Here is a 22684-nt window from a genome sequence, read left to right as displayed (position 1 = left end):
GCCACGTGATGGATACTGAAAGAAAGATCGAATTATTCGGCGTTCTAGCAGTACTACTTTTCGGATCAGTCCTAGGAGGCTTCACAGTATACCAGACAATGGACGACAGAGTCTCCAGCCTCGAACACAAAGTATCCAACCTACAGGACCAGCAACAGGTAGTATACATAAACGGAACAAAAGACGAAAAAGCACTCGTCAGCCTATACCAACAGGTAGAAGGATCAACAGTATCCATCGACGCAATAGGAAATCAGGTATCGCAGGGATCAGGATTCGTATACAACAAAGAAGGATATATTGTCACAAACCAGCACGTAATAGATGGAGCAGACAGCATCGATGTAATATTCTCCGATGGAACAAGGAAAAAGGCCGAAGTAGTAGGATCCGACGTATACAACGACCTTGCAGTACTCAAAGTCAATAAACAAAACCTCAAACCGCTTCCACTAGCAAACTCCACAGAGGTAATGAGAGGCCAAACCGCAGTAGCAATAGGAAACCCATTCGGCCTCAGCGGAACAATGACTGCAGGAATAGTCTCGGCCAAAAACAGAAATATCAGAACAGAAGGAGGCTTCTCAATACCAAACGTAATACAGACAGACGCAGCAATCAACCCTGGAAACTCAGGAGGCCCACTAATCAACATACACGGAAAAGTAATAGGAGTAAACACAGCCATTCAGTCCTCCACAGGAACATTTAATGGAGTAGGGTTCGCAATCCCATCAAACACAGTCAAGAGAGTAGTACCGGACCTGATCGAAAATGGGGAAAGGCAGCACTCATGGATAGGAGTATCAGGCCTTGACGTCAACTCCGACATCTCAGAGGCCATGAATCTCAGCACTTCAACAGGATTCCTGGTCATGGACGTAGTAGAAGACAGTCCAGCAGAAAAAGCAGGCCTTCAGGCAGGAACAAGAAACGAAACAATCAATGGAATAACATACACGCTAGGAGGCGATGTAATAACAGCTATAAATGGTACAGAAATGACTGGAATCAGCGATATCCTGACATACCTGGCTGAAGAAACAGAGCCTGGAGATGAAGTTACGATAACTGTAATCCGTGATGGGGAAGAAGTAGAAGTACCGGTAACGCTTGCTTCAAGGCCTCAAGATTGATCAAACCTGGTAGCGGAGCAGGGCGCCAAGGCCTCCAAAGTTGTCCAGTCTCTCGCCGGCCTCGTGATCGGTATGCACAACATTAACATCGCCACCCATTCTCTCAACAGTCTTGGCCAGCTCAGGATTCTTCCTGTTCTTCTCGGCAGTAATGATCAATGTCTCAACAGCACCCTGCTCAATGAGATCCTCAACAGGATCGCCGTAACTAACTCTCTCATCATTATTTAATCGATCAAGAAACTCCTCCATAACCTCTGACTCCTCAGCAATACGTGAAGTCTCAACAACCTTCTTCAGAGCACCTCTCTTAATAGCCTCATTAAGGCCTGTAAAACCTGTCACAGAAGTATCCTGCAACATAGTCTTCGACACAGTATCATCCGAAAGCATGTTCTTCAACTTATTCTTCTGGTTGCCAGGCCCACATAGAATAATATAATCCATATCGTCCGCAGACCGTTCAACAACCTCCTTAACCTGATTGAAAAAGTTGTCAGAATTCTTATCTGAAGCATACATCTTGCCAGGAATATTCTCCTCAACGTTCGAAAGATCCTTGATACCGGACTCCTCAACAATATAGAAATCAGCACTACCTTTCTCAACAAGACAGAAAAACACCTTGTAACTACGCTTCTCCTCGGCCTCCTCTAACCTTTCCCATTCCTCATTCGTGAAATCCTTCCACATCTCAAACTCCTGCTCAGGCTCCAAGTTGAAAGTATGAAAACCAAGCTCAATATCATCCGCACCCTCAGTAATCTCCCCGGTAACACGAAGACGGTTCTCCTGATACTCAGTCTTCTCAGTCTCCAGTGTCAAAGTACAGGTCTTCTTCTCACGGCCATCCAACTTCGTCCTCTGAGTCAAGGCCCGGACCTCATCACCCTTCGCAATAATATCCTTCAAATACCAGAGATCATCCTGATTCTCAATACGAATCTTAACGTAACCCTCTCCACGATCGGTTTTTAACAGCTTCATACACTCAAAAGGACAACCTACAAATAAAAACCTGCAAAAACCACCTTTAAGCATGGATAACGAGTTCGCTGTCATACTAGTAGCAGGCCTAGCAGTATTCGGCCTGTTCTGGGTTGCCTCACAAAACTACAACTTCAACAACCAGGCAACATCCGACATAACATTCTACCAGAACGACTTCGGACAGATAGGAGAAGCCACACAGGACATAAGAACAGTGAACTTCGGAACATTCTCCGTAGGAGAAGGAAGAGGAGATATCCAGGCCTACACAGCACAAGAAGCAACAGTAAAGAATAAACTAATCGGCGGCCAGAAAATAGAACTCAACTATCAGGCCACAGCACCAACAACAGGCCACATCGAATTTGAAGTACTGGGTAAAGATGGAAAAGGCGCCATGTACGTAAAAGTTAACGGAAACGAAATATTCAAGGAAAAACTTGTCACAACAGGCACTCCATCAATCAATATTTCTTCAGACGTACTCAAGCCGGGAGAAAACAAAATTGTAATAGGAACAACGAAAGGAGGCCTTTTCTCATCAACAGAATACTCGATAGAGGATGTAGAGGTAACGGTTAACGACCGAAAGTTCAACGATTATGAAAAATCATTCAGAGTATACCAGTATGAGATAGAGGAGTTTGCAGCAGCTAACCTGAGCTTCACCTTACCAATCGACTCATCAACAAGAACAGCACCTCTGGAAGTATTTGTTAACGATGAACAGGTGTTCTCACAGAGAATCTCAAGATCAACACAGTCAATCTCAATCGACAGAGAGCAGATCAACACAGGGTACAACACGGTAAGATTTGAAACTGAAGGCAACGCAAGATACGACTTGGAAAACATAGATCTAACAGTCAGATACTTCGGAACAATCGAACCAGGAACAGCAACAGCCAGCTTTGACATGAATCAGAGCAGCCTATCCTTCGCAAACAGAGAAGAAACAAGTGAGTACGTAAACTTCAACTACGTAAACCTGATGCCATCACAGAACCCGGTACAGGTCACGGTAAACTCGTTCTCAGAGACAATAACTCCAAGAGGATTTTCAGTAGTCAAGATACCAGAGGAAACACTTCAGGAAGAAAACACTCTTAGAATATCAAGTAACGGGTCCTATATAATCAGAAATCTGAATGTTCTCTCACAGAGGCCTCAAGAATGAGCTGGGCAAAGGATAAAGCACTGAGCGCTCTTGCATACTTAGCTCCTACGCCTATAGACTTTGACTGGTTCGGAGTTTTTGGAATAGATACGCTGCCTCTTGTAGGAAAACTTCCTGTAAAAAAGATCGACTTTGGACAACTATCATGGCCTAAAAGAATTTTCACAATACTGCTGCTCGCCATACCTTGGTTTGATCTAGAACTATTCACTCTTCTGGGATTAGACGATAAACTGGGCTTGTACTCCCAAGGTACTTCAACCAGTGCATCAAATAATAGACTTATGACTGATGGAGGCCGAAGACAGCAACAACAGCAAGGAGGCCATAGTCTAGGTGGTATCCTGAAAATAGCTGGCGCATTTGTCTTGATAGCAGCAGTATTCACAACAGGATATGGCTCCCTAGCAAGCAATGCAGTAGGCAACCAGGTTATCGGCCTCGACCTTGAAGACGAAATTCTAGCAGTAAGACAGGCAGCTCAGCAGGCCCAGTGCTTCGGTGATGCAGCCTGTATGCAGAGATGGAGATATAACAATACAAGAAGGCCTGGCTCGGAGGTAGAAGGCCAGGAATACAAACTACAGATAGAAGAATTCGAAGTAAACGGTGGAGATACAATAAACGTAGCTGGAAGGAGGCCAGGGTATGTTTTCCCGGCATCTTTCTCAGTATTCAATCCGAGACATGGTCTAAAGGGAATTAAGGCAAAAAATGCCCAGTACAGGGTAATGGTTCAGAAAGCAGAAGGCTTTGCAGGCCTTGAAGGCGCACAAACTCTTTGCTCCACTGGCTGGAAACCTCTAAACGGCCAGTATGCAAGCTCATACACTGATGAGGAAGGAACAATTTATCCTGGAGGATTTGCTACGCCACTAGGGAGCTTGAACGCACTGAATATCAGTAGCTGTGGGCTCATGCAGCCAGCTCTAGACATGAGCAGACACGTAGAAATGCAGGTAAAGTATGAATACTCGTCTCAGTCACAGATATCTTTCGATGCAATGGCTGTAGATAATCTGGAAGGTAGACCAGACTTCAAGAAATCTAAAACTGCAGATACTCCCGTAAAAACTTTCATTAATGTCCAGAATCCGGCTACCTACGTAAATGAAGGCAATAATGTAAGGCCTAACGTATTCCTTGTAAAAGTAGGCTTTGAAACTGCACAGAGAGGAATTGACTATAAAGTACATCCAGAAGAACTAGTAATTCGGGATTCTTCCGCAACAATGGATGTAGAGAACTCGAGATGGGCTGATGAACTCGGTAGCGCTAACTGCAGAGGCCTTCAGAAAGTCTCCGGTGAGGAAAATCTCTACACTCTATCAGAGGAACAGAAAGAGTACATGACCAATCAGGGCTGGTATGATTACGGCCAGAGGCCTACTCAGGCTATCTGTGCTATGGTTCTGGAAAATCCTGAGGAAATCAGTCCTTCAGGAGAAACACTCAGAATGAGTATTGATGCAAACTATACTGTAAGATTAGGCCAGTCCGCTGACAACTTCAGAGTACAGAACAGGAACTGTGGAGGTAATCAGAGAAAGAACTGCCCATTCCTGGTTCCAAAGGACAAGATAGGATCCTACGAAGATGTAGATAATGATCATCTCATCAGCAAATGTGATTCTGATCTACGTGTGGCCGCAAACAATGGCTGCGACGTTAGAAAAGGAGGTGCACCCGTAGGACAAGACTGGAGAAACGTAGAACTCTACAACCACGAAGAAGTTGACGCAGATATAGAAGAAGGAGAGACAGCTTACACCTGGGAATCAATAGTCAATGACTACTCCCGCAGTAATGGCGGGGCCTTCATCACTGTATCGCCAGAGGTTACAGATACAGCCATAGGACTTTCCGACAGCGAAAGAGAATTAATGAACGATGCTAACCGCGAACCATCAATAGGAGCAGGACTTGTCACAAGCCAGAGATTCGGCTCCTCAGATGTGGAGGTCAGAGAGGTAGAAGGAATACTCTGTACGCGCGCATTCGACTTCAGCTACTCAGCTACTCTAGAAGACTACATGCAATACTGGGATGACAGCAATCCAAGAGCAGACACGCTAATGTTTACAGCAATGGCCCAAGACTGTACTGAAAGGCCTGGTCTCGCACAACAAATAATGAACGCCTTCGGCTCATCTCCTAAAGAAAACTTCAAAGAAGCAATGAACTCGTGCAGTGGAGAAGAAGGAGGAGTAGTTATAGTTGACGACGGCTCCTTCAGATGCTTCGACGGTTAGGTGAGAGCAACCGTAGACAAAATATTTCTGGTGCCTATCGCAATACCCAACAAAGCAATCAAGAACAAGTAATAATTCCTTTCCTCTCCCTCCATATTCTCAACAATATAGTAAACAACAGGAACTATAATCAGACCCTTCATCAAAAACATTCCATAAGGCCCAAACACATCAATGAAGAACTGGCCTAAAACATGTTTCTCCCGCCCACCAAAGCTCAGAGCAGTTACCGTCGTAGAAGCATCGTAAAAATGGGCAGCAACAGGAACCACGAAAGAATAATTCAATAGATCAGGCCTCAACAACTGTAAAACAGCATAACCTGCTAAAGACCACGTCAAAACAAGTGAAAGGAAAAGGCCCACAGCAGCAAAATTACTGATACTGTAGAAAGAAAGGCTTACAGCAAGAGGAATAAGGCCTGTTACTGCCAGAATATTCTCCATAGAGTAGTCCGTTCTGTCCGATAAAATCTGCGAAAACTTGATAGCAGATACAGTAAATACGAAGAGAACAATGTAGATAAACGGTGTTTCCAACAAGAAGCTGTTGACTGCGTTGATATCTTTCAATGATCTAACTGCACCGCCAAGAAAAGCATAAGGTGCTATCCCCTTGAAAAAATCCCTGTCAAATGTAATACCCAGCTTTTTCGAAAATGGATAGACCAGATAAAGAGCGGCCAATCCAAAAAGCAGAGCATAGATAGTAGTATTGTATGGATTGTAGTAGACAGATTCGTCAGCTACCGGGATCCAGAACTTCTCCACTAAAAACCTTTTAATCTGGCCTAACATAGTATGATGTATGGAAACCCGGGAGCTAGGTATAAGTATCTTGTTTTTAGCAGTTCTCGCCTCAGGATGCATCGGTCCAGGAGGCAACCAGCAAACACAGAAAGAAAATGGCAGAGCACTGACGATCACGGGCCCTGAGGTACAGCCAAGTTCTGGCTCAATATATCCTGATTCAACTGTCCGAGTATCAATAGGTGTGAAAAATACTGGAGAAATGAATGGGACGCTCATGGCAGGGGAAGACGGAGAAGAAATACTCACAAACTACTGTACAGATATATTCAAGATGCAGGACTACGATGGAAGAAGCTCAAAAACTGAAGCAAATAAAGATAGCTACTTCTTGAAACCGGGATGGGAGGCCGAATTCGACTGGGAACTAAAGCAATACGGAGATGTCCCGCTGATGGGCCAGACATGCAACCTGCAGTTCCAAGCTCCATTCAATTACTCGGTCTCAGCATACAGAGAAATACAGATAAAGAAAGGAATAGAATCCGGAGGAGATCCAGCACTATCATCAAAAACATCCAAAGGACCGCTTTCAATCCAGATAGAAACAATAGGAAGCAGCAGCGATCAAGGAGCACCAGTCTTCATTGAAGGAGACAACATAGAAATGCTTACCAGACTAAGCAAAAGAAGCACAGAAGAATCTCCATACCGAGGCCTGGTATCAGTAACTACGCCGGAATTCAGCAGTTCAGAAGGCCTCAACATCCAGATGGATACATGCAATATTCCTGAAAGACTCATAATGGATAGAGGAGATTCGCAGGTAATCCGCTGCGATATCAGCTACGGTGGCTCGATAGACTCGCCAAGTGTTAGAGAGGAGCTATCTGTAGAAGCAGATTATCAATACACGAAAGATGCGGGGAGCATCCCAGTAGAGGTGAAGTACAGTGGAAACAACTAGAATAGCAATTCTGATAGCATTAACTGTAGCAGTATCAGGCTGCGCAGATCTAAACGGAGGAAATACTACAGAACCTGGTACAGAAACTCAGGCTCCTGGAAAAGGCCTTGAAGTTACAGAACTTCGTGTAAGCGACAATACTCTAAGGCCTGGTCAACAGGCAACAATCCTTGTAACTTTGAAGAACTACCATACAGAGGACGTAACTATAACAGATAAGACATTCATCAACACTGGTTTGCTGGAGGTAACAGATAGATCCTGCAGTCCTGATACAATAAAGCCAGCTCAACAGGATATTAAGCCTGAAATGGAATGCACATGGAATGTAAGGGTGCCTGATAGCGTTCAGTTAGATGTTGAGCAGAAGCCACAGTCCATGAACTTTTACCTGCAGTACAATTCTAGCCTAACGATTGTAGATCCTCTTAAACTAACTTTCAAGCCATTCCAGCAGATTAACAGTACCAGAAAAGTTACCAAGACTTTCTCAAATGGAGAGGCCAGAGGAACCATGGCTGTTGAGGCCCCGTCCACGCTTAATGGAAGACAGGTAGATTTCTCTGTCGAATCTATTGGAGATGGGCGAGTAACTTCTCCATATAGATTTGAATACTTCCCTAAAAGTCCACAGGTATTCGAAGACTGTCCAAGCGAAGATGAACCTGTAGTTGGAGAGAAACTTGAATTCTCCTGCCTTGCAGACGTCGATAGAGACGAAACAACGACGAGAAACATCTATTTCTCCACATATTATAAATACGCGAAAGATCCAAAACTCAACATAAACATCGTGAATAACTAATGAATACTCCAGACCGTAAGTTCGGCCTAGTACTCCTAGCCATGATTGTAGTGGTTTCAGGTTGTACTGACAATTCTCAAAATACCTCAGTAAGTATAAGCCAGACGGATGGTGTCCAGATAGAAAGCTATCAGGCCACACCTGCAACTCTATCCGGCGGACAGCCAGCCACCCTACAAATGAATATCAAAAACAAGGGAGGAGTTGACGCAGAAAACGTCCAGGCCAAGCTAACGAACCCAGAATTCGGAAGCGACAGCGGACTCTGGAGCGTATCAGGAGGCCAGTGGAAGGATGCATTCGAAACTCTCAGAGGCCCAGACCCTGATGCAGGACAGAATGCGCTAACACGCACAATCCAGTGGCAGGTAACTGCACCAAACAAGAACAATGAAGTCCCAATCCCATACGACTTCAGCGCCAACCTGTTCTACAAGTATCAGACACAGGCCGTAACACAGATGAAAATGGTAAACACCAACTCCGTAGAAGGCCAGCCAACAAGATCAACGCCATCAATCGACAACACGGGAGGCCCAGTTCAGATGGGAGTACAGGCCAGCTCGCCAGTACTCTTCACAGCAGAAAGCGGAGGATCCAGCAAGACACAGCCGCTATGTATAACAATTGAGAACTCAGGTTCAGGAACTCCATTCCTGTATGAAGAATCCAAGGTAAACGGCGCGGCATACAGAGGAGTGAGCGACGATATCACAAACACAATCAACCTCACAGTTGAGACATCAAGCAGCTTCCTAGGATTCGGAGCCGATGCAGACAAGTCAACAACAGTAGAGAAAGAACTCATCGGAAGCAACCCATCAACCTGTATCGACATGACTTCCAACTACGTATCCACAAGCGAAGGCAGCAAGACAGCAACAATCACAGTCACAGCAGACTACGGATACAGGCTACAGGACAACACACAGATCACACTCAAAACAGGCCCATAAAGGCCTACACATTTTCCCTACTTTTCTATTTCTATAACCTCTATATAATCTGACATTCTAGACATGTTATTTCACTAAATCACTCTCTGAGAAGGCCTCTTCTGAAAATATTCTGCTGATCTCCTGATCAATAGCATGATTCTATGATAGCTGCTGCTGAGTGCAGTTAGTATGATGGTGAGGGATAGAGAACTGAGAATTTGGCATGGTTATTGTTTCTTGCAGTGGCCCATTTGAAATCTGGTTGGCAGATTTCTGGTAGATTTGGGATTTAGAGGGAAAAATTCTTGGTAGATTGAGTAAATGAAAAGAGAATATGAGGGAAAAAAGGAGATCATCCTCTGTAGAGGATGAATGCTACGATTGCTGCTGATACTACTAGTGATACTAGTAGCTTGACTAGCGAGTCTGATTGCTGGATTGAGTTGGCCAGGTTGGATGCACTGTTTGCGAAGGATCCTGTTAGGCTGTCTCCTCCCTGATCGCTCTTGATTGCGTCCTCAATGTCTTTTCCTATGAGGAGTTTGACTGTCTCTGATTCCTGTACCTGATTTCCTACTGCTGTTGCTGTGATCTGTACTTCTCCCTTCTTCTGGAATGGGATGCTTGCGTAGATGTAGGCTGTTTCTGATTGTCCAGCTGGTACTGTGACTGATTCTGGTTTGATGTCGATCCAGGCTGGGCCTTCGTATGTCAGTCTGTATGTGTTCTCCTGTGTTCCTGTGTTGTTCAGGCTGATTTCGTAGACTGTGCTTGAGTTCTCTCCTGCGCTCTTGACTTCTGGTACTACGTTCATGCTGAGGTCCCAGCAGTTGTGGACTTTGAAGTCTCCTGTTACTGATTTGGAAGGTTCATCGAATGTTGTTGAGGAAGCTGTCATTGTGAAGCTTTCCTGTGCTCCTTCCGAGTAGTCTGTTGCGTTAAATGAGATGTCTACTGTTGTTGATTCCTCTGGGGCTAGTTCAACTGAGTTTGTTGACACGTCTCCCTGTGTTGTGGAGAGATCGTATGTGTCTGTTGCTGCACCTGTGTTTGTTATTTCTGCTTCGTAGGTGAATCTGCTGTCTTCACAGACGTTCTTGCTTGCCTGGTTGAATGCTACTTCTACGTCGTTTCCGTTGACGACGTTGAGGTTTGCTGTCCTCTCAGCTGTGCTTGCTCCTGATGCTGTTACCGTAATTGTTTTTTCTCCTAGCTCTTCAGGGGTTACTGATAGTGTGACTGTCTGGCTTGATTCTCCGTTTACTCTTACCGCTGAGTTGGAGAGTTCTCCTTCGCTTGCCTGAATGTTGAATGTGTCGGTCTTGGTTCCCTGGTTCATTACTGTGATATCGTATGTTGCTGTGTTGAATGCTGCTACTTCCTGGTTTTCAGGAGTAATAGATACTGATGAGCCGTAGCAGGTTTCGGACTTGAAGTTGACTCTTTCAATCTGCTGTGCGTAGCTTGTGGTAGACGCTGCAACTACGTTGAAAGATTGTTCAACTGCTTCTTCGGAGTTTGCAGTCAGTGTAATTGTCTGTGTCTCTCCTTCTTCCAGTGTAACCTGGCTTCTTGAAAGCTGTCCGTAATCTGTGGTGATTTCAAATGTTTCAGGCTGAATTCCTGTGTTTTCGACTTCTACCTGGTAGTTTGCGTTCTCTCCTCTACAAACAGTCTTGGAATCTGCAATTCTCAGTTCAACTTCGTGCTCCTTGACAACATTAGCTATACCTGTTACAGAATACTGTTTGTTGGTTGCACGGGACTGAGCAGTTACGTCGAAAGAATATCTTCCGGCATCCTTGGTGACCTCGGGATCGTACCAAACATAGATTGTCTTGGTCTCTCCTGAGTCAAGATAGAAACTTGAAGGCTGAGCTGTGACTTCAGAAGTCTTGGTCAGAATACTGTAATGATCCTTCACAGGACCAGTGTTCTCAATCTCTACCTGATAGGAAGCATAACTGTCTATTGGAGCAGTTGCCTCCTTTGGGAAAATTGTCAAATCAGCCGGGCTAGCGGCCACTGTTGTTAATGATGTTAAAATTAGTAGGGTTGCAAATAGTATTTTTCCAAGACTTCGCATTGAAAGTGTCACCTGTTAATAACACCTCGGTTTAAATTTTATATATTAGTCGGTAGTAACAAAAGAAACTAACGACTAAGTACTAATAAAAAATCTAAAAGGGCCAGAAGCCCTTGATTTTGCTAAACCAGGTTTTATCGGCTTTTTCTGTCGTTCCACCGGACCAGATCGTTACATTCTCTCTGTAAATTTCAGATCCGTCGGACTCAATCACTACATCTCCGCCGTAGTTGCCTTCATCCTTCGGCATGATATAGAAGTAGACTGTCTTTCTCTCTCCCTGAGTCAGTACTACTTCCTTCTCCGAAGTTGACACCCAGTCATCTGGAAGGCCTTCAAGGCTGACATGGTACCTCTTGATCTCGTTGTGAGTGTTGTAGATCTCTGCCTTGACCAGTCCGGACTCTGATTCTACAGCTGCCAGGTTCTCTGGGAAGCTTGTGGTCTCCGGCCCTGTCTCAAGCACGTTGACTTTTGCAGTTGCTGCTGTTCCCTGGCCGTAAGTTACTGCACGGATCATGTACTCGTGCTCTCCAGGATCAGATGCTGTAGGGGTGAAACATACTTCTCCGCCCGCATCTCTTGTCTGGATTACCTCGCCATCTCTCAACAGCACAACTCTTGGAGTAATCTGCGAACTGATCTCTGCACACAGTTCGAACTCTTCTCCCTCAAATACCTGTCTTGGAGGGTTAATCATTGTTGCTGAAACTGTAGGCAGCACCTCAAGATCTCTTGTCGCACTGATGCCGTCGGCCTCTGCTGAAACAGAGTGAGTTCCTACCTGACTTACTCTGATGTATGTCTGGTAGTATCCATCAGGCTGAGTGCTTACTCTCGCAACTCTCTCACCGTCAACATTGATCTCTACTTCCTGACGGCCTGTTCCACCGTCGACATATCCCTTAACCTGTACTGGCTGACCTGAAAGAGTTCTGTCAGGGTTCAAAGTCATGGATATATCTCTGGCCTGTCCAAAGTTGCTTACTCCACAGCTCTGGACGTTCACTGTTCTAGTAGCCGATACTGTCTCCCCATTGGAGTACGCATCGACTGTAAAGCTTTCTGATCCACTTCCCTCCACACCTGTGAACATTACAGATGCTCTTCTGGATTTTCCAGCGTCAAGCACTATGGATCTGCCGCTTGGGTCTGATCCAAGGCCTGAACCGCTGATATCGACTACTTCTCTCGAGTTTCCAGTGTTTCTGACTGTGAATGATACTGACATGCTTGCTCCTCTGCAGACGCTGTCAGGATAGTTGACGTTGCTGATTTCCAGGTTCTCATCTTTGAACAGCTGGAAACCTCTAGTGAAGTCATCTCCTTCATCAATCTCGATATCTCTAGTCTGTGAACTGTATCCTGGCTTGTAGGCCGTTACCTCGTAGTCTCCTTCATCAAGATCGAATGTTGTCTCTCCATCGTCGTCAGTCCACTGAGTTCTTCTGTAACTGCTGTCAAGGCCTTCAACTCTTACTCTTGCGTCTTCAAGTCTGTCGTGATCCTGATCGATTACTCTTGCAGTGAACTCTCCTTCTCCATCATCGCTGTCATCGTCGTCTTCATCTACAAGAGTCACGTCTATTCTTCTGTCTGCGTTGTTGATGCTGAAACTTTTCTCAAAGTCTTCGTAACCATTTTTGGACACTTCTAAGTCGTAGTTTCCGTTTTCAAGGCTGAAGTAGGCCCTTCCATTGCTGTTTGTATCGTCTTCCTGTTCCTCGCCGTTGGTAACTCTTACTTCTGCGTTCTCGATGTTGTCTCCATCTTCATCCTCTACATCAACTGTGAGGTCGTAGCGGTCTTTGTCATCGTAAATATCTGCTACAAGGATTTCTCCACTGCTTGTCCACTCCTCGTAACCACAAGGAGCTCCGACGGCCTCTGTTCTTGTATGAACTTTCACAGGGCTTTCCGGGGAGATAGTTTTCTTGATTGTTCTCTCTCCATCTACAGTAATTCTCTTGTCATAATAGGTTTCTTCTTCTGTCTCTATGAGTACTCTGAAGTCTTGCTCGACATCTCCCGAATCAATTGTCAGTCTAACGTCTGTAGACTCTCCTTTAGCAATAGTATTGTCGGAGATATCTACTCTTGAGACTGAAAGATCGCAATCCTCTCTATCTGAGCTCCTTCTCTCAAGGTACAGTGTTTCTGTCTGTTCTTCTCCAGGCGCTAGATATACGCCCTTTGAAGCATCTCTATATCCTGACTTGCTGGCGGTAACCTCGTAGCCTCCGCTCTCAAGACTGAAGCTTGCGCTACTCGAACTTCCTGTGTTAACGGTTCTGCCATCTACTGAGACATCAACATAGCGCAACCTGTCTCCATCCTGATCGCGCGTCCTGATATTCAGTCTTGCATCATCGTCTCCATCACCGCCATCTCTCGGAAGGCCTAGATGGATAGTCTCTCTTTCTCCATTACTCAATGTGACGTCCTTTGCAGCATACTCTCCATTTGCTGAAGCCGAGACTGTGTAAGTATCAGGATCAAGCCTGAAAGTTACTCTATCGTCGTCGCCTGTACTCCTGCTTTGTCCGTCAACATGCACTATTACGTCTGTAGGCCCGTCTCTGTTTATTTCTCCTGTATGTACTGTGAGTCTGGCCTGTTCTCTTTCTCTGTCAAGCTGGATGGTTATTGTTTCGTCCTCTCCAGGAGCCAGGTAGATTCCTCTATCCTCGCTAATGTAATTATTCTTGCTGGCGGTAACCTCGTAGCCTCCGCTCTCAAGGCTGAATGTGGTGCTGCCATCTCTTCCTGTGTTTTTGACTGTTCCATCTACAGAGACTTGCGAATAGCTCAGCGAATCTCCATCTGTGTCCTCAACATTAACCGTTAGAGAGGCCTCTGTATCTTCAGAATTAATTCTTAGACTGTTTGGAGCAGTTTCTGTCTCTTTTACTGTGTTATCTACTCTCATCTTGCCTATCAGGTCGTAGTTTCTATCCTGGTTCAGGCCTTTTCTTTCCAGATTGTTCCATGAAATTCTGTCGGTCTCGAAAGACTTTGTGTCTCCTGGCGAAATGTATCTGTACTTGCTAGCCAGCTCTATTTCGTTATTGTTTCTTTCAGCGTACCAGGTCATAAGAACGCTTGAACCTACATCTCCTGTGTTCTCAACTTCTGCGTTCAGTGTTGTAGACTGGTCTCTATCAAGCCTGTATTTTGATGCTCCAACGTTTCTCAGATCGAAGCTCTTGGTTTCATCGTCTGGCTGAACTACTGTAACTTTCTCCGTGTTCCAGCTTTCCTTGTCTGTCTGCTGATCTCCAGAGAAAGCTCTCAGGTAAAGTGTCTGACTGCCGGTCTCCTCAAAAGTATATGGGATCTCTACTTTACATCCGGAGTCACAGTATCCTAGGTTGCTATCGGTTCCTTCTGTTGTGGACCCTCCATAGCTGGTTTCTCTCTGCAGCGTAACTTTGTCTATGCTTGTACCATAGACCTCGCCTGTAACGGTAATAGAAGTTCCTTGATCGTAGTAAGATGCCAGAGGATCGATTTCAACTCTTGAAACTGTAGCTGTTGCTGTTGAAATTGCCAGCAGGGCAAAAATTGCGAATATCAGTGTTTTGTTTAGTCTTGTTTTCATGAAAACAACGCACCTGTTACTCAATAGTGATAACAACTCTTTTATAATTGACGGCAGGGCCGAGAAAATTTCGGATAAAGTCCGTTATTCCAGGTCGCAGGTCCACTGAGCGACGGAATCTGTAATGTACAACGTCTCGTCATAATTGCCGTTTCCAGTCTCTCCCAGCACCTCAATTTCTCCATTGTTTGTAAGTTCAACTCTCACGTCGTCCTCAGAAAGGCCTCTATCATTCAGGAAGTTTCTGGTCTGCTCCATCTGGTAGTCTGCTGCACATGGCTCAACTTCCGATAGATTGTATGTCTCTCCTACAGAAAGAGTAACTCTGCCATTCTGTGGTGGCTGCTGGCCTCCGCCTCCACCGTTACCGGAAGTATGTTCTTCCCATTCCTCTGAAGCTGCATATCCCAGGGCTCCAAGAGCTCCTACAGCTAATGCTTCTTTACCCATTCCAATGAATGCTCTCCTGGAGAACTCTTCATCCTGTGGAAGAGCCTTAGCATTTCCTGAACTGTCTTCGTATCTGTGGCTGTCTCTACCTGTTATCTTCGTCCTTGCGAAAGAGCCTATGTCGTAAACCAGGTTCAGGAATCCATAGCCCCAGTTGTCGCGAGTGTTAGGGTCTTCATACTCAAAGTCGTGTCTTTCAACTATTCTTTCTCTTTCTTTCTCCGGAAGGTTTGAAAGAGCCAAATCAATCTCTCTTTCATATTCGTCTGCAACCGCTTCTGCCTCAGTAGCTATTTGAGAGATGCCTTCTGCCTTCCATCCTAGTTCGTCCTCTGAATGGTCTTCGAACTCTTCTTCCAGCCATCCTTCTACAGGGTCAAAGAATTCGTCCAAAGATTCTTCGTAAGTATCAATTATTTCGTGGCCTTCAGATCCCAGTTCTATATCCAGTTCATCTGCAATATCGTATGATCTGTCTATACGTACCACGGGCCTTGAAAGTCCTTCAAGGGCAGAAACTAGCTCTTTCTCAGTTACTACAAAATTAAATTCTCCTTTCAAACTGTTGAACGAATCTCTCTGATCTTCTTCGAGCAGCGATTCAAATGCATTTATTTTCCTCTGAAGTCTCTTCGACATTGGCCCTTTCTCCCCCTGTTGTCTTATTGGTGCCAAATCATTAAATATTGTTGTTATTATTCAGAAGTAAATCGCTTTCTTAGCAGGTTAAATATAAGACATTTGAGTCCAATTAACCTTCTTGGTGAATAAGAATGGCGGATGATAACAATAAGCAAAACACAGTAAACGTTCCGACTTCGGAACAAACAAGACAGTTCCACGAGAGCAATAAGATTGCTATGACGGACGGTGGAGGAACTGAAGACAATAATGATAGCTCTTCAGATTCTAGCCCTGAAACCCCTGAAAACGACGATTCTGGATCAACTTTCCAGAGGCTCAGAGAGCGCGTAGGCCTAGGCTCAGGAGGATTCCTGGGAATTGGTGAAGACCACGTAAGGCCTGGCGATGCAGTCAGAGAAGCACTTTCTGAAGATAGAGATGTCGATAGAGATTCTGTTGACGAAGCAGTAAGCAGCTTTGGATCGCTAGTTGATGACTTCGATGCAAAGAGATCTGATCTTGAGACTGATATGCAGAGAAGAAGACAGAGTTACGAAACTGCACTTTCAGAGCCAGCATCTCAGGTTGCCGATGCAATAAGCCAGGTAATCGAGTACGCAAACGAGCCAATTGAAGATGACATGACTCACGACTTCGACCCACATCAGGGAAGTCACAGCTTTGAGGAATGGGATGAAGAAGATCTGGGCCTTGCAGCATACCTCTCAAGACTTTCAGATGAAGTTGAAGAGTTCGACGAGAGATACACTCACAGGGAAGACAAGATTGCATCCAAGCAAGAAGAAATCGAAGAAAAAAGAGAAGAGCTTGAAGCAGCACGTGAAGATTACGAGGAGGCCCAGGCAGCAATTGAGGCCCAGGAAGAATCAGCTAACTCATCAGCTATAGGTTCTGAAGATGGATCTTCAGCAGCTCAGGCCGAGCTTGATGCAGCAAAAGGAACTCTAGAAAGAAAAAGAGAAGAATTGAATGATGTCGTCGCAGATCTTGAAGACGATATTCAGAGACACGGCGAAATCAAGAGGGAACACCTGGAAAGCTTCAATGTCAGACACGATGCAGCAACATCTGCATACAGAGAAGTAGCAGAAGACACAGAATCATTCGTAGAAGATGTCTACGAAGAGCTTGACTACCTCACAAGCTGGATTGAAGATCTGGCAGAAAACCAGATTGGCAATATGGCAGCTATGCTGGATGAGAGAGGAGTTTCTTTCGAAGGAAAGATTCTCGACGACGCAGAAGGGGATCTCCAGTCAGCTTACAACGACGCAGTCAACGCTCTTGGATCAAAAGCAGCAAGACAGTACGCACAGGCTGACAAAGCAGTCAGAGAACTTGAATATCTGGAAGATGCAATGGGAGCAGAATACTTCGAGGATGAATTCGTAGCAGAAGACCTAAGAGACAGACTATCAGAACTTACCGACGGAGAAGAATTCGAAACATATCTCGATGAAAAACTCTCAGAAGCAGTCTCAGATAATTACTCTGCAAGAGATGAAATAAGAAATGTGTTCAGAGGCCTTGAAGGCCTCATGGATGAGGAAGAACTCGCATAGAGTTCCTCCCTCCAAATTTTTTCTTTCTTTAATTCTCCATCTTTCTGAATGACTCCGCAAGCTTACCTTCATTCTCATACTCAAGAATTTTGTTCACTTCGGAATCGCTGAATCCTTGATCTTCTGTAAGAACCAGAGGTAGTTCTCCATCGCTACCATCGTAGAAAGCTAGCTCATACTCATCCTGATCTGAGTTGTATGCTGAAGCAATATCGTCGGCACTATAACCTCTATCATGGCCTTCGCCATACCAGTCTATCACGGTCTCAATATCTGTATCGCCGTTGTCTCCAAGAATCTGGTTGATTGACTCAACATCGCTGCCAGAACCATTTCCTGAAGAACCTCCGTTACTACTTCCTGACTGGCCTCCAGAACTGCCGCCTGTAGAACCTCCGTTACTACCGCCTCCGCTTCCGTCTCCAGACTGTCCGCCGGACTGTCCATCATCCTGAGGGCTCTGGCCTGTATCGCCTCCTTCTAGATACTCGGAAACGCCGTAACCTACTACGCCTCCGCCAGTAGCTGCTGCTCCGGTAGCCTTCAGGAACTGTCGTCTTCCCGGGCTTGGAGGGGTATTTCCTCTAAGATTTTCATAGCTGAAACTAAAAATGTCTCTTGCATCGTCGACCTGTCTATCGACCCAATTTCCAATTCTATCTCCTATACTCATTTTTACACCTTATAACTCAGAAAGAAATACCGACTCTTAAATACTTTTTGTTACTTGTAAGTCAAAACACATTCTTGTTGAGGTCGGGCCTCTTTCACCACACTCTACAGTATCCAGAATTTTGTACTCAAAACCTCTCTGCTCTATCTCCTTCATTATTTCGGCCTCTATCTCCTCAGTGTTGCCATCCTCAACGAATCTATAGTAGTGTATAACACCGTTATTAGAGATGTGATCTAGTGCAAGGCCCAGAAATTCGTTGGCGGATTCTGGAAGAGGCATGATAATCCTGTCAAACTCTCCCATTCCTGGCACTACTTCCTCCACATCTCCTTCAAGGCCTTCAACATTCTCAACTTTGTTTAATTCGATGTTCTCCTTCAGAAATTCTGCTCCTGCAGGATTCTTCTCTACAGCAACCACTTCATCTGCTTTTTCAGAGCAAAGCATTGCAAAAGGGCCTACTCCGGCAAACATGACTAGCACTCGCTCGCCGTCCTCTACCTGATCGGCCACTCTCTTTCTCTCTGTGCCGAATCTCTCTGAAAAGTATACTTCTGTAGGATCGACCTTGAAACGGTAGCCGAACTCCTTATGCACGGTCTCGGTCTCCTCACCGTAAAGTTTCTCGTAGTCTCCCAGTCGGAACTCGCCGGAAAGGCCTTCATCCTTCAACAGAATAGTCTTCACGTTCTGGTGATGTAGTATTCCCTCAACTGCTTCATCCCTGTTAACTCCAGCCAGATCGTTGATTACAGCTATATCGCCGATAACTTCGTAGGATGGAGTCTCAAAATCCTCTTCCTCCTCTTCATTATATATTATCGAAACATCGTTATCTAGATCTTCCTTGACCTCTTCCAGGCCTTCATCCACGAAAACCTTGACCTCTTTCTCAGCAGAAACATCTTCAGCAGAGTATTTCTCTGACGAGAAAACCTTCAATACTATTTTCTTTCCGTTAGAGGCCGTTAACTGGTTTCCATCTTTCTCAACTTTGAATCCCTGTCTCTCGAAAAGTTCTCTAACTCTGGCCTCAAGTTCTTCCTGCTTCATGCTGATAAAAAACTTTCATCTCAATATTTTAACCATATGTTGTATCTGATCGGACTCGGACTTGACGACGGAGAAATAACACAGAAAGGAATCAAGGCACTCGAAAAAGTTGACAAGGCCTATGCCGAGTTCTACACAAATACAGAAACTGTTGACCTTGAGAAACTTGAAGAACAGACAGGAACAGAAATTGAGAAACTTTCTCGCGAACAGGTTGAACAGGAGGACAAGATAATAGAATCTGCAGAGGAAAAAGACACGGCATTCCTGGTCTCAGGGAATGCTCTCACAGCGACAACTCACTACGAAATAAAGTATAGAGCGGAGAAAGAAGGCCTGGATGTAGAAGTAGTTCACGCACCTTCAATATTCACATCTATCTCGGAGACAGGCCTAAATGTGTACAAGTTCGGCCGCACAGTAACACTGCCACAGGATTTCGCACCAGAATCAATAGTAGAACACATAGAGAAAAATGATTCAATAGGCCTTCACACACTTGTACTGCTTGATATCAATTATGATGCTTCTGAGGCCGCTGAAAAACTGATTGATCTAGATGAAGATCTTGAAGATAGAAAAGCAATAGTTCTTGAAAGAGCAAATAACGAAGATCAGAGTATTTCTCTTGCTGAACTTGGAGAGTTTGTAGATTATGATTTCGGAAAGCCTCCGCACTGTATAATCCTTGTAGGAGATACTTCTCATATGGAAGAAGAATTTATAGAAGAATACAAGTTAGAATGAGGCCTCAAAGTACTGGGTTTCCCCGCCAGCTGATTGCTGCATTGTAATGCTGCCGGATGGCTCGAAGCCTGTACCTGAAAAGCTGAAGCTTTGAGTTGCATTTTCTGTGGAGTTTTCAGCTTCGTAGTCGAAACTGATGTCTGGCCCAAAGTTTGTTCCCATATCTACACTTCCATCTGGCTCTGGTTCATAGTCTTCAGTGTCGTCATAGGTCTCGTCGTCTTCTGGCTCTTCGTAGGTGTCTTCTACAGGATCTTCTGTTCCATCAATGAATGTAACTGGTTCGCTGTCAGTAGCTTCATAACTCTCATCCCCGGGTTCGTCGTAAGATTCGTCTTCTGGCTCTTCGTAGGTATTATCTTCCGGAGAGTCTACTGGAATTTCTTCACTTTCATCTTCTGTAGTATCGTTTACATCCAGAATACTCTCATCATCTGATCCAAAGAAAACCTGATCCCAGGTCTGGCCCTGCTGCTGTTGCTGTCTTCCAAATCCTTGTTGCTGTTGTTGCTGCTGGCCGCCATACCCTTGCTGTTGCTGTTGTTGACCTCCTCCAGATGCCTGCTGTTGTTGCTGGTTAGGACTCCAAAAACTGCCAGGTCCGAAACCTTGTTGCTGACCAAATAGGCCTTGCTGTTGGTACATGCTGCCCCATCCCATAGGCTGAGTCGTCGTGGCGCCTGGGAAGGCGTATAGGTTAAATGTTGTGTTATTATTTCCTACATCGAGGTTTTCGATTCTACTATTCAGATCCTGCTGTCTATCGTTATACTGTTCTGCAAAATCTTCAACTGTTCTGTAATCGTTTCTTACTTCTTCTAGAAATTGTGCAAATGTCTCTTCGGTCTCTCTCTGACCTTCAACTACGTCATCAAGGAGATCATGACCTCTGTCTAGAGTATTACCAAGATCTTCCAGCGCATCATACATATCATCCTGCGCTTCAGCAGTTCTACTGCTTCTATCTACCAGGTCAAATCCATTCGCACTCATTGTTGTTACTGTTTAATAACAAAGAAAGTTAAAAGGGTTTTGGTTGAAAGAAAAAAGGGGTCTTAATTAAGACCCATTTCGTCTCTGAAGCGGTTTCTTCTCTGATCCATTGCTTCCATGTTTCTCCTGACTTCTGCGTACTTATCGGTGTCTCTAAAGTCTTCGTCAAGATGTGCAACTACTTCGTCGACGTGTTCGTCTACGTCAGAACTAACTGCTTCGACGTAATCGCTAACTGTCTCGTAGTCGTGAAGCTGTGTGTTGAGCTGTGCGCCCATTGTGTCGTCCATGTAGTCGAGTACTTCAGCAGCTTCTCTTAGAGTTACTTCGATCTCATCGTCTACTTCCTGGAATTTCTCTTCCAGATAATCTCTGAATCCGCCAAGCTTGTCGTACATGTCCTGCTGTGCTGCATCTACGTCGTCAGATAGGTCTACTAGCTCGTCTGGACTATCTACCATATTATTGTCACCTCCGTTATTAGGTTCTGAAGGGTTTTGAGGTCCAAGATCTGAAGAGGGTTCCGAAATCTCTGAATCCGATTCCTCACTATAGTTAGATGGGTCCAAAAGCGCTCTTGCCTCTTCGGAATGAGGCACTACTCTGTAAGCTTCTCTGCCATCGTCTCTAATAGTTCTTTCTACCTCTACGTCATCTCGCTGTCTGTATTCATCAATGTCGAATCCTTCGAGGCCAGAAAGGTCAATGGTCTCTATCTCTTCTTCACCGTCTTCCATGAGCCTGTCAACGGTCAATTTAACGCCGTCCAAAGGCCCTGGAAGTAGTCCGAATGCTGTCATAAATAATACCTCTTGTTACCTATTGATAGTAAAAAGAAATAACTCTTTTATAATTATCACTGTACAAGTTCTCAGCATGGACGAGACACAGGAAAAACTGAAGGAAGAGACAGAGAAGTGGCTGAAAAAGCTGGAAGATAGGGTTGAAGACAGAGATTCAAGTGTCGAGCAGATGGAGAATGTTGAGGCCTACCGAGATGACACACAGCATTTCCTTGATGAAGAGGACTATATCAGGGCCTGGGAATCTGTAATCTATGCATGGGGTATTCTCGAGACTCTTGAAAGACTTGGAAAATTTGATTAACTGATTTAAACAAGTAGAAGCCAGTTTTCTCTATGAACATTAAAGACCCGTGGAAGTATCCGGCCTTCCCGGCCTCAGCAATAGCATCATACTTTGCCGTCAACATTCTTCTTGATGATGTTACCTCAATGACGGGTCTAACAGAATTGAACGCTCAGATAGCTCTTCTTGCGGGAATGGGCCTTGCGGTAGGGTTTCTGGTTGATGAAATGATTCCGGTTTATATTCAGAAAATTAGAGAAGGCTCTAGCTCCTCTGGTGGTGGAGGTAGCGGTGGCGGTGACTTCGGTGGAGGAGACGACGACTTCGGCGGAGGCGGCGATGATGATTTTGACTTCTAGAAAAATTCTTTCAGTTCTATTGCTTCTGGTAATATCAACTGGGGCAGCTACTTCGCAGGCCTATGACCTGAACGACTACGATGGTGCCGATTACTTTTCGGCTCCAGAGTATGACTCTCAGAGAGAGCTGGTGCTGAAGATAATTTTTCCATTTGTTCTAATCTATGCAATCATGCAGTTCACTCTCTTCAACCTGATGAAGTTTGCATTGAACTCCAACGATGACATGACAGATTCTGAGATAGGCCGCTACTCAACCATTCTCGCGGTATCTATACCTGCAATGATTATAGTCTCCCCGATGTGGAGAAGAATCTCTCAGCTAATAGAAGTAATGGGGCCTGCAATATTAGTCGCATTCGCCTGTGCATTCATCTACGTAATCTACAAAATGATGTAATTACGGCCC

General features: G+C 44.9%; 20 protein-coding genes. 11 read left to right on the top strand and 9 right to left on the bottom strand.

Going from position 1 to position 22684, the window contains the following annotated elements; translation table 11 throughout:
• Window positions 1-8: 8 nt before the first annotated feature.
• Complete coding sequence (locus HBNXNv_RS05550; protein WP_347720685.1) at window positions 9-1136, top strand: S1C family serine protease; 1128 nt, start codon at window positions 9-11, stop codon at window positions 1134-1136.
• On the opposite strand, the gene HBNXNv_RS05545 is transcribed toward HBNXNv_RS05550, so the two are convergent.
• A complete protein-coding gene (locus HBNXNv_RS05545) occupies window positions 1137-2123 on the bottom strand; it encodes an mRNA surveillance protein pelota (protein WP_347720684.1) in 987 nt (328 codons plus the stop codon).
• Window positions 2124-2175: 52 nt separating this feature from the next.
• On the opposite strand from HBNXNv_RS05545, the gene HBNXNv_RS05540 reads away from it, so the two are divergent.
• Window positions 2176-3303 carry a hypothetical protein gene (locus tag HBNXNv_RS05540; RefSeq protein WP_347720683.1) on the top strand — a complete coding sequence of 376 codons (1128 nt, stop codon included), beginning with the start codon at window positions 2176-2178 and terminating at the stop codon, window positions 3301-3303.
• Window positions 3300-5555: a hypothetical protein gene (locus HBNXNv_RS05535; RefSeq protein WP_347720682.1), complete on the top strand. Its 2256-nt coding sequence runs from the start codon at window positions 3300-3302 to the stop codon at window positions 5553-5555. The genes HBNXNv_RS05540 and HBNXNv_RS05535 overlap by 4 nt, the downstream gene beginning before the upstream one ends.
• Here HBNXNv_RS05535 and HBNXNv_RS05530 read toward each other — a convergent pair.
• Window positions 5552-6352 carry a DUF63 family protein gene (locus HBNXNv_RS05530; RefSeq protein ID WP_347720681.1) on the bottom strand — a complete coding sequence of 267 codons (801 nt, stop codon included), beginning with the start codon at window positions 6350-6352 and terminating at the stop codon, window positions 5552-5554. The genes HBNXNv_RS05535 and HBNXNv_RS05530 overlap by 4 nt on opposite strands.
• A 10-nt stretch (window positions 6353-6362) precedes the next feature.
• On the opposite strand from HBNXNv_RS05530, the gene HBNXNv_RS05525 reads away from it, so the two are divergent.
• The 3 genes from HBNXNv_RS05525 to HBNXNv_RS05515 are packed head-to-tail and all read left to right on the top strand — an operon-like array spanning window position 6363 to window position 9032.
• The gene (locus HBNXNv_RS05525) at window positions 6363-7271 is read left to right on the top strand and encodes a hypothetical protein (protein ID WP_347720680.1); all 909 of its coding nucleotides are present in this window, start codon (window positions 6363-6365) and stop codon (window positions 7269-7271) included.
• Window positions 7258-8076: a hypothetical protein gene (locus tag HBNXNv_RS05520; protein ID WP_347720679.1), complete on the top strand. Its 819-nt coding sequence runs from the start codon at window positions 7258-7260 to the stop codon at window positions 8074-8076. Before HBNXNv_RS05525 ends, HBNXNv_RS05520 begins: the two co-directional genes overlap by 14 nt.
• Window positions 8076-9032, top strand: a complete 957-nt coding sequence (locus tag HBNXNv_RS05515) for a hypothetical protein (RefSeq protein ID WP_347720678.1) — start codon at window positions 8076-8078, stop codon at window positions 9030-9032. Before HBNXNv_RS05520 ends, HBNXNv_RS05515 begins: the two co-directional genes overlap by 1 nt.
• Window positions 9033-9366: 334 nt before the next feature.
• Here HBNXNv_RS05515 and HBNXNv_RS05510 read toward each other — a convergent pair whose 3' ends face one another.
• The 3 genes from HBNXNv_RS05510 to HBNXNv_RS05500 all read right to left on the bottom strand — a co-directional run bounded on the left by HBNXNv_RS05510 (window position 9367) and on the right by HBNXNv_RS05500 (window position 15790).
• Window positions 9367-11019, bottom strand: coding sequence for an Ig-like domain-containing protein (locus tag HBNXNv_RS05510; protein ID WP_347720677.1), 1653 nt, complete (start codon window positions 11017-11019; stop codon window positions 9367-9369).
• A gap of 175 nt (window positions 11020-11194) precedes the next feature.
• A complete protein-coding gene (locus HBNXNv_RS05505; RefSeq protein ID WP_347720676.1) occupies window positions 11195-14701 on the bottom strand; it encodes a carboxypeptidase regulatory-like domain-containing protein in 3507 nt (1168 codons plus the stop codon).
• A gap of 84 nt (window positions 14702-14785) precedes the next feature.
• Window positions 14786-15790, bottom strand: a complete 1005-nt coding sequence (locus HBNXNv_RS05500) for a hypothetical protein (protein ID WP_347720675.1) — start codon at window positions 15788-15790, stop codon at window positions 14786-14788.
• Window positions 15791-15924: 134 nt separating this feature from the next.
• On the opposite strand from HBNXNv_RS05500, the gene HBNXNv_RS05495 reads away from it, so the two are divergent.
• Entirely contained in the window at window positions 15925-17358 is a 1434-nt protein-coding gene (locus HBNXNv_RS05495; protein WP_347720674.1) for a hypothetical protein, read from the top strand.
• Between the two features lie 28 nt (window positions 17359-17386).
• On the opposite strand, the gene HBNXNv_RS05490 is transcribed toward HBNXNv_RS05495, so the two are convergent.
• Window positions 17387-18031 (bottom strand): twin-arginine translocation signal domain-containing protein, encoded by a 645-nt coding sequence (locus HBNXNv_RS05490; RefSeq protein WP_347720673.1) that lies wholly within the window; start codon window positions 18029-18031, stop codon window positions 17387-17389.
• Between the two features lie 36 nt (window positions 18032-18067).
• Window positions 18068-19087, bottom strand: coding sequence for a class I SAM-dependent methyltransferase (locus HBNXNv_RS05485; protein ID WP_347720672.1), 1020 nt, complete (start codon window positions 19085-19087; stop codon window positions 18068-18070).
• A gap of 36 nt (window positions 19088-19123) precedes the next feature.
• On the opposite strand from HBNXNv_RS05485, the gene dph5 reads away from it, so the two are divergent.
• A complete protein-coding gene (gene dph5, locus HBNXNv_RS05480) occupies window positions 19124-19834 on the top strand; it encodes a diphthine synthase (RefSeq protein ID WP_347720671.1) in 711 nt (236 codons plus the stop codon).
• On the opposite strand, the gene HBNXNv_RS05475 is transcribed toward dph5, so the two are convergent.
• Together HBNXNv_RS05475 and HBNXNv_RS05470 are read right to left on the bottom strand one after the other, a co-directional pair.
• Entirely contained in the window at window positions 19826-20827 is a 1002-nt protein-coding gene (locus HBNXNv_RS05475; RefSeq protein WP_347720670.1) for a hypothetical protein, read from the bottom strand. The genes dph5 and HBNXNv_RS05475 overlap by 9 nt on opposite strands.
• Window positions 20828-20889: 62 nt before the next feature.
• Entirely contained in the window at window positions 20890-21627 is a 738-nt protein-coding gene (locus tag HBNXNv_RS05470) for a hypothetical protein (RefSeq protein ID WP_347720669.1), read from the bottom strand.
• Between the two features lie 76 nt (window positions 21628-21703).
• On the opposite strand from HBNXNv_RS05470, the gene HBNXNv_RS05465 reads away from it, so the two are divergent.
• From HBNXNv_RS05465 to HBNXNv_RS05455, 3 genes are read left to right on the top strand one after another with little or no spacing between them, the layout of a single operon-like run.
• Window positions 21704-21934 carry a DUF357 domain-containing protein gene (locus HBNXNv_RS05465; RefSeq protein WP_347720668.1) on the top strand — a complete coding sequence of 77 codons (231 nt, stop codon included), beginning with the start codon at window positions 21704-21706 and terminating at the stop codon, window positions 21932-21934.
• Window positions 21935-21966: 32 nt separating this feature from the next.
• Window positions 21967-22275 carry a hypothetical protein gene (locus HBNXNv_RS05460; RefSeq protein WP_347720667.1) on the top strand — a complete coding sequence of 103 codons (309 nt, stop codon included), beginning with the start codon at window positions 21967-21969 and terminating at the stop codon, window positions 22273-22275.
• Window positions 22259-22675 carry a hypothetical protein gene (locus tag HBNXNv_RS05455; protein WP_347720666.1) on the top strand — a complete coding sequence of 139 codons (417 nt, stop codon included), beginning with the start codon at window positions 22259-22261 and terminating at the stop codon, window positions 22673-22675. Before HBNXNv_RS05460 ends, HBNXNv_RS05455 begins: the two co-directional genes overlap by 17 nt.
• The last annotated feature ends 9 nt before the right edge of the window (window positions 22676-22684 follow it).

The organism is Candidatus Nanohalovita haloferacivicina (assembly GCF_029232205.1).
Lineage (GTDB): Archaea > Nanohalarchaeota > Nanosalinia > Nanosalinales > Nanosalinaceae > Nanohalovita > Nanohalovita haloferacivicina.
The sequence above is the reverse complement of the archived record's forward strand: the minus strand, read 5'-3'. Positions and strand labels throughout refer to the sequence as shown.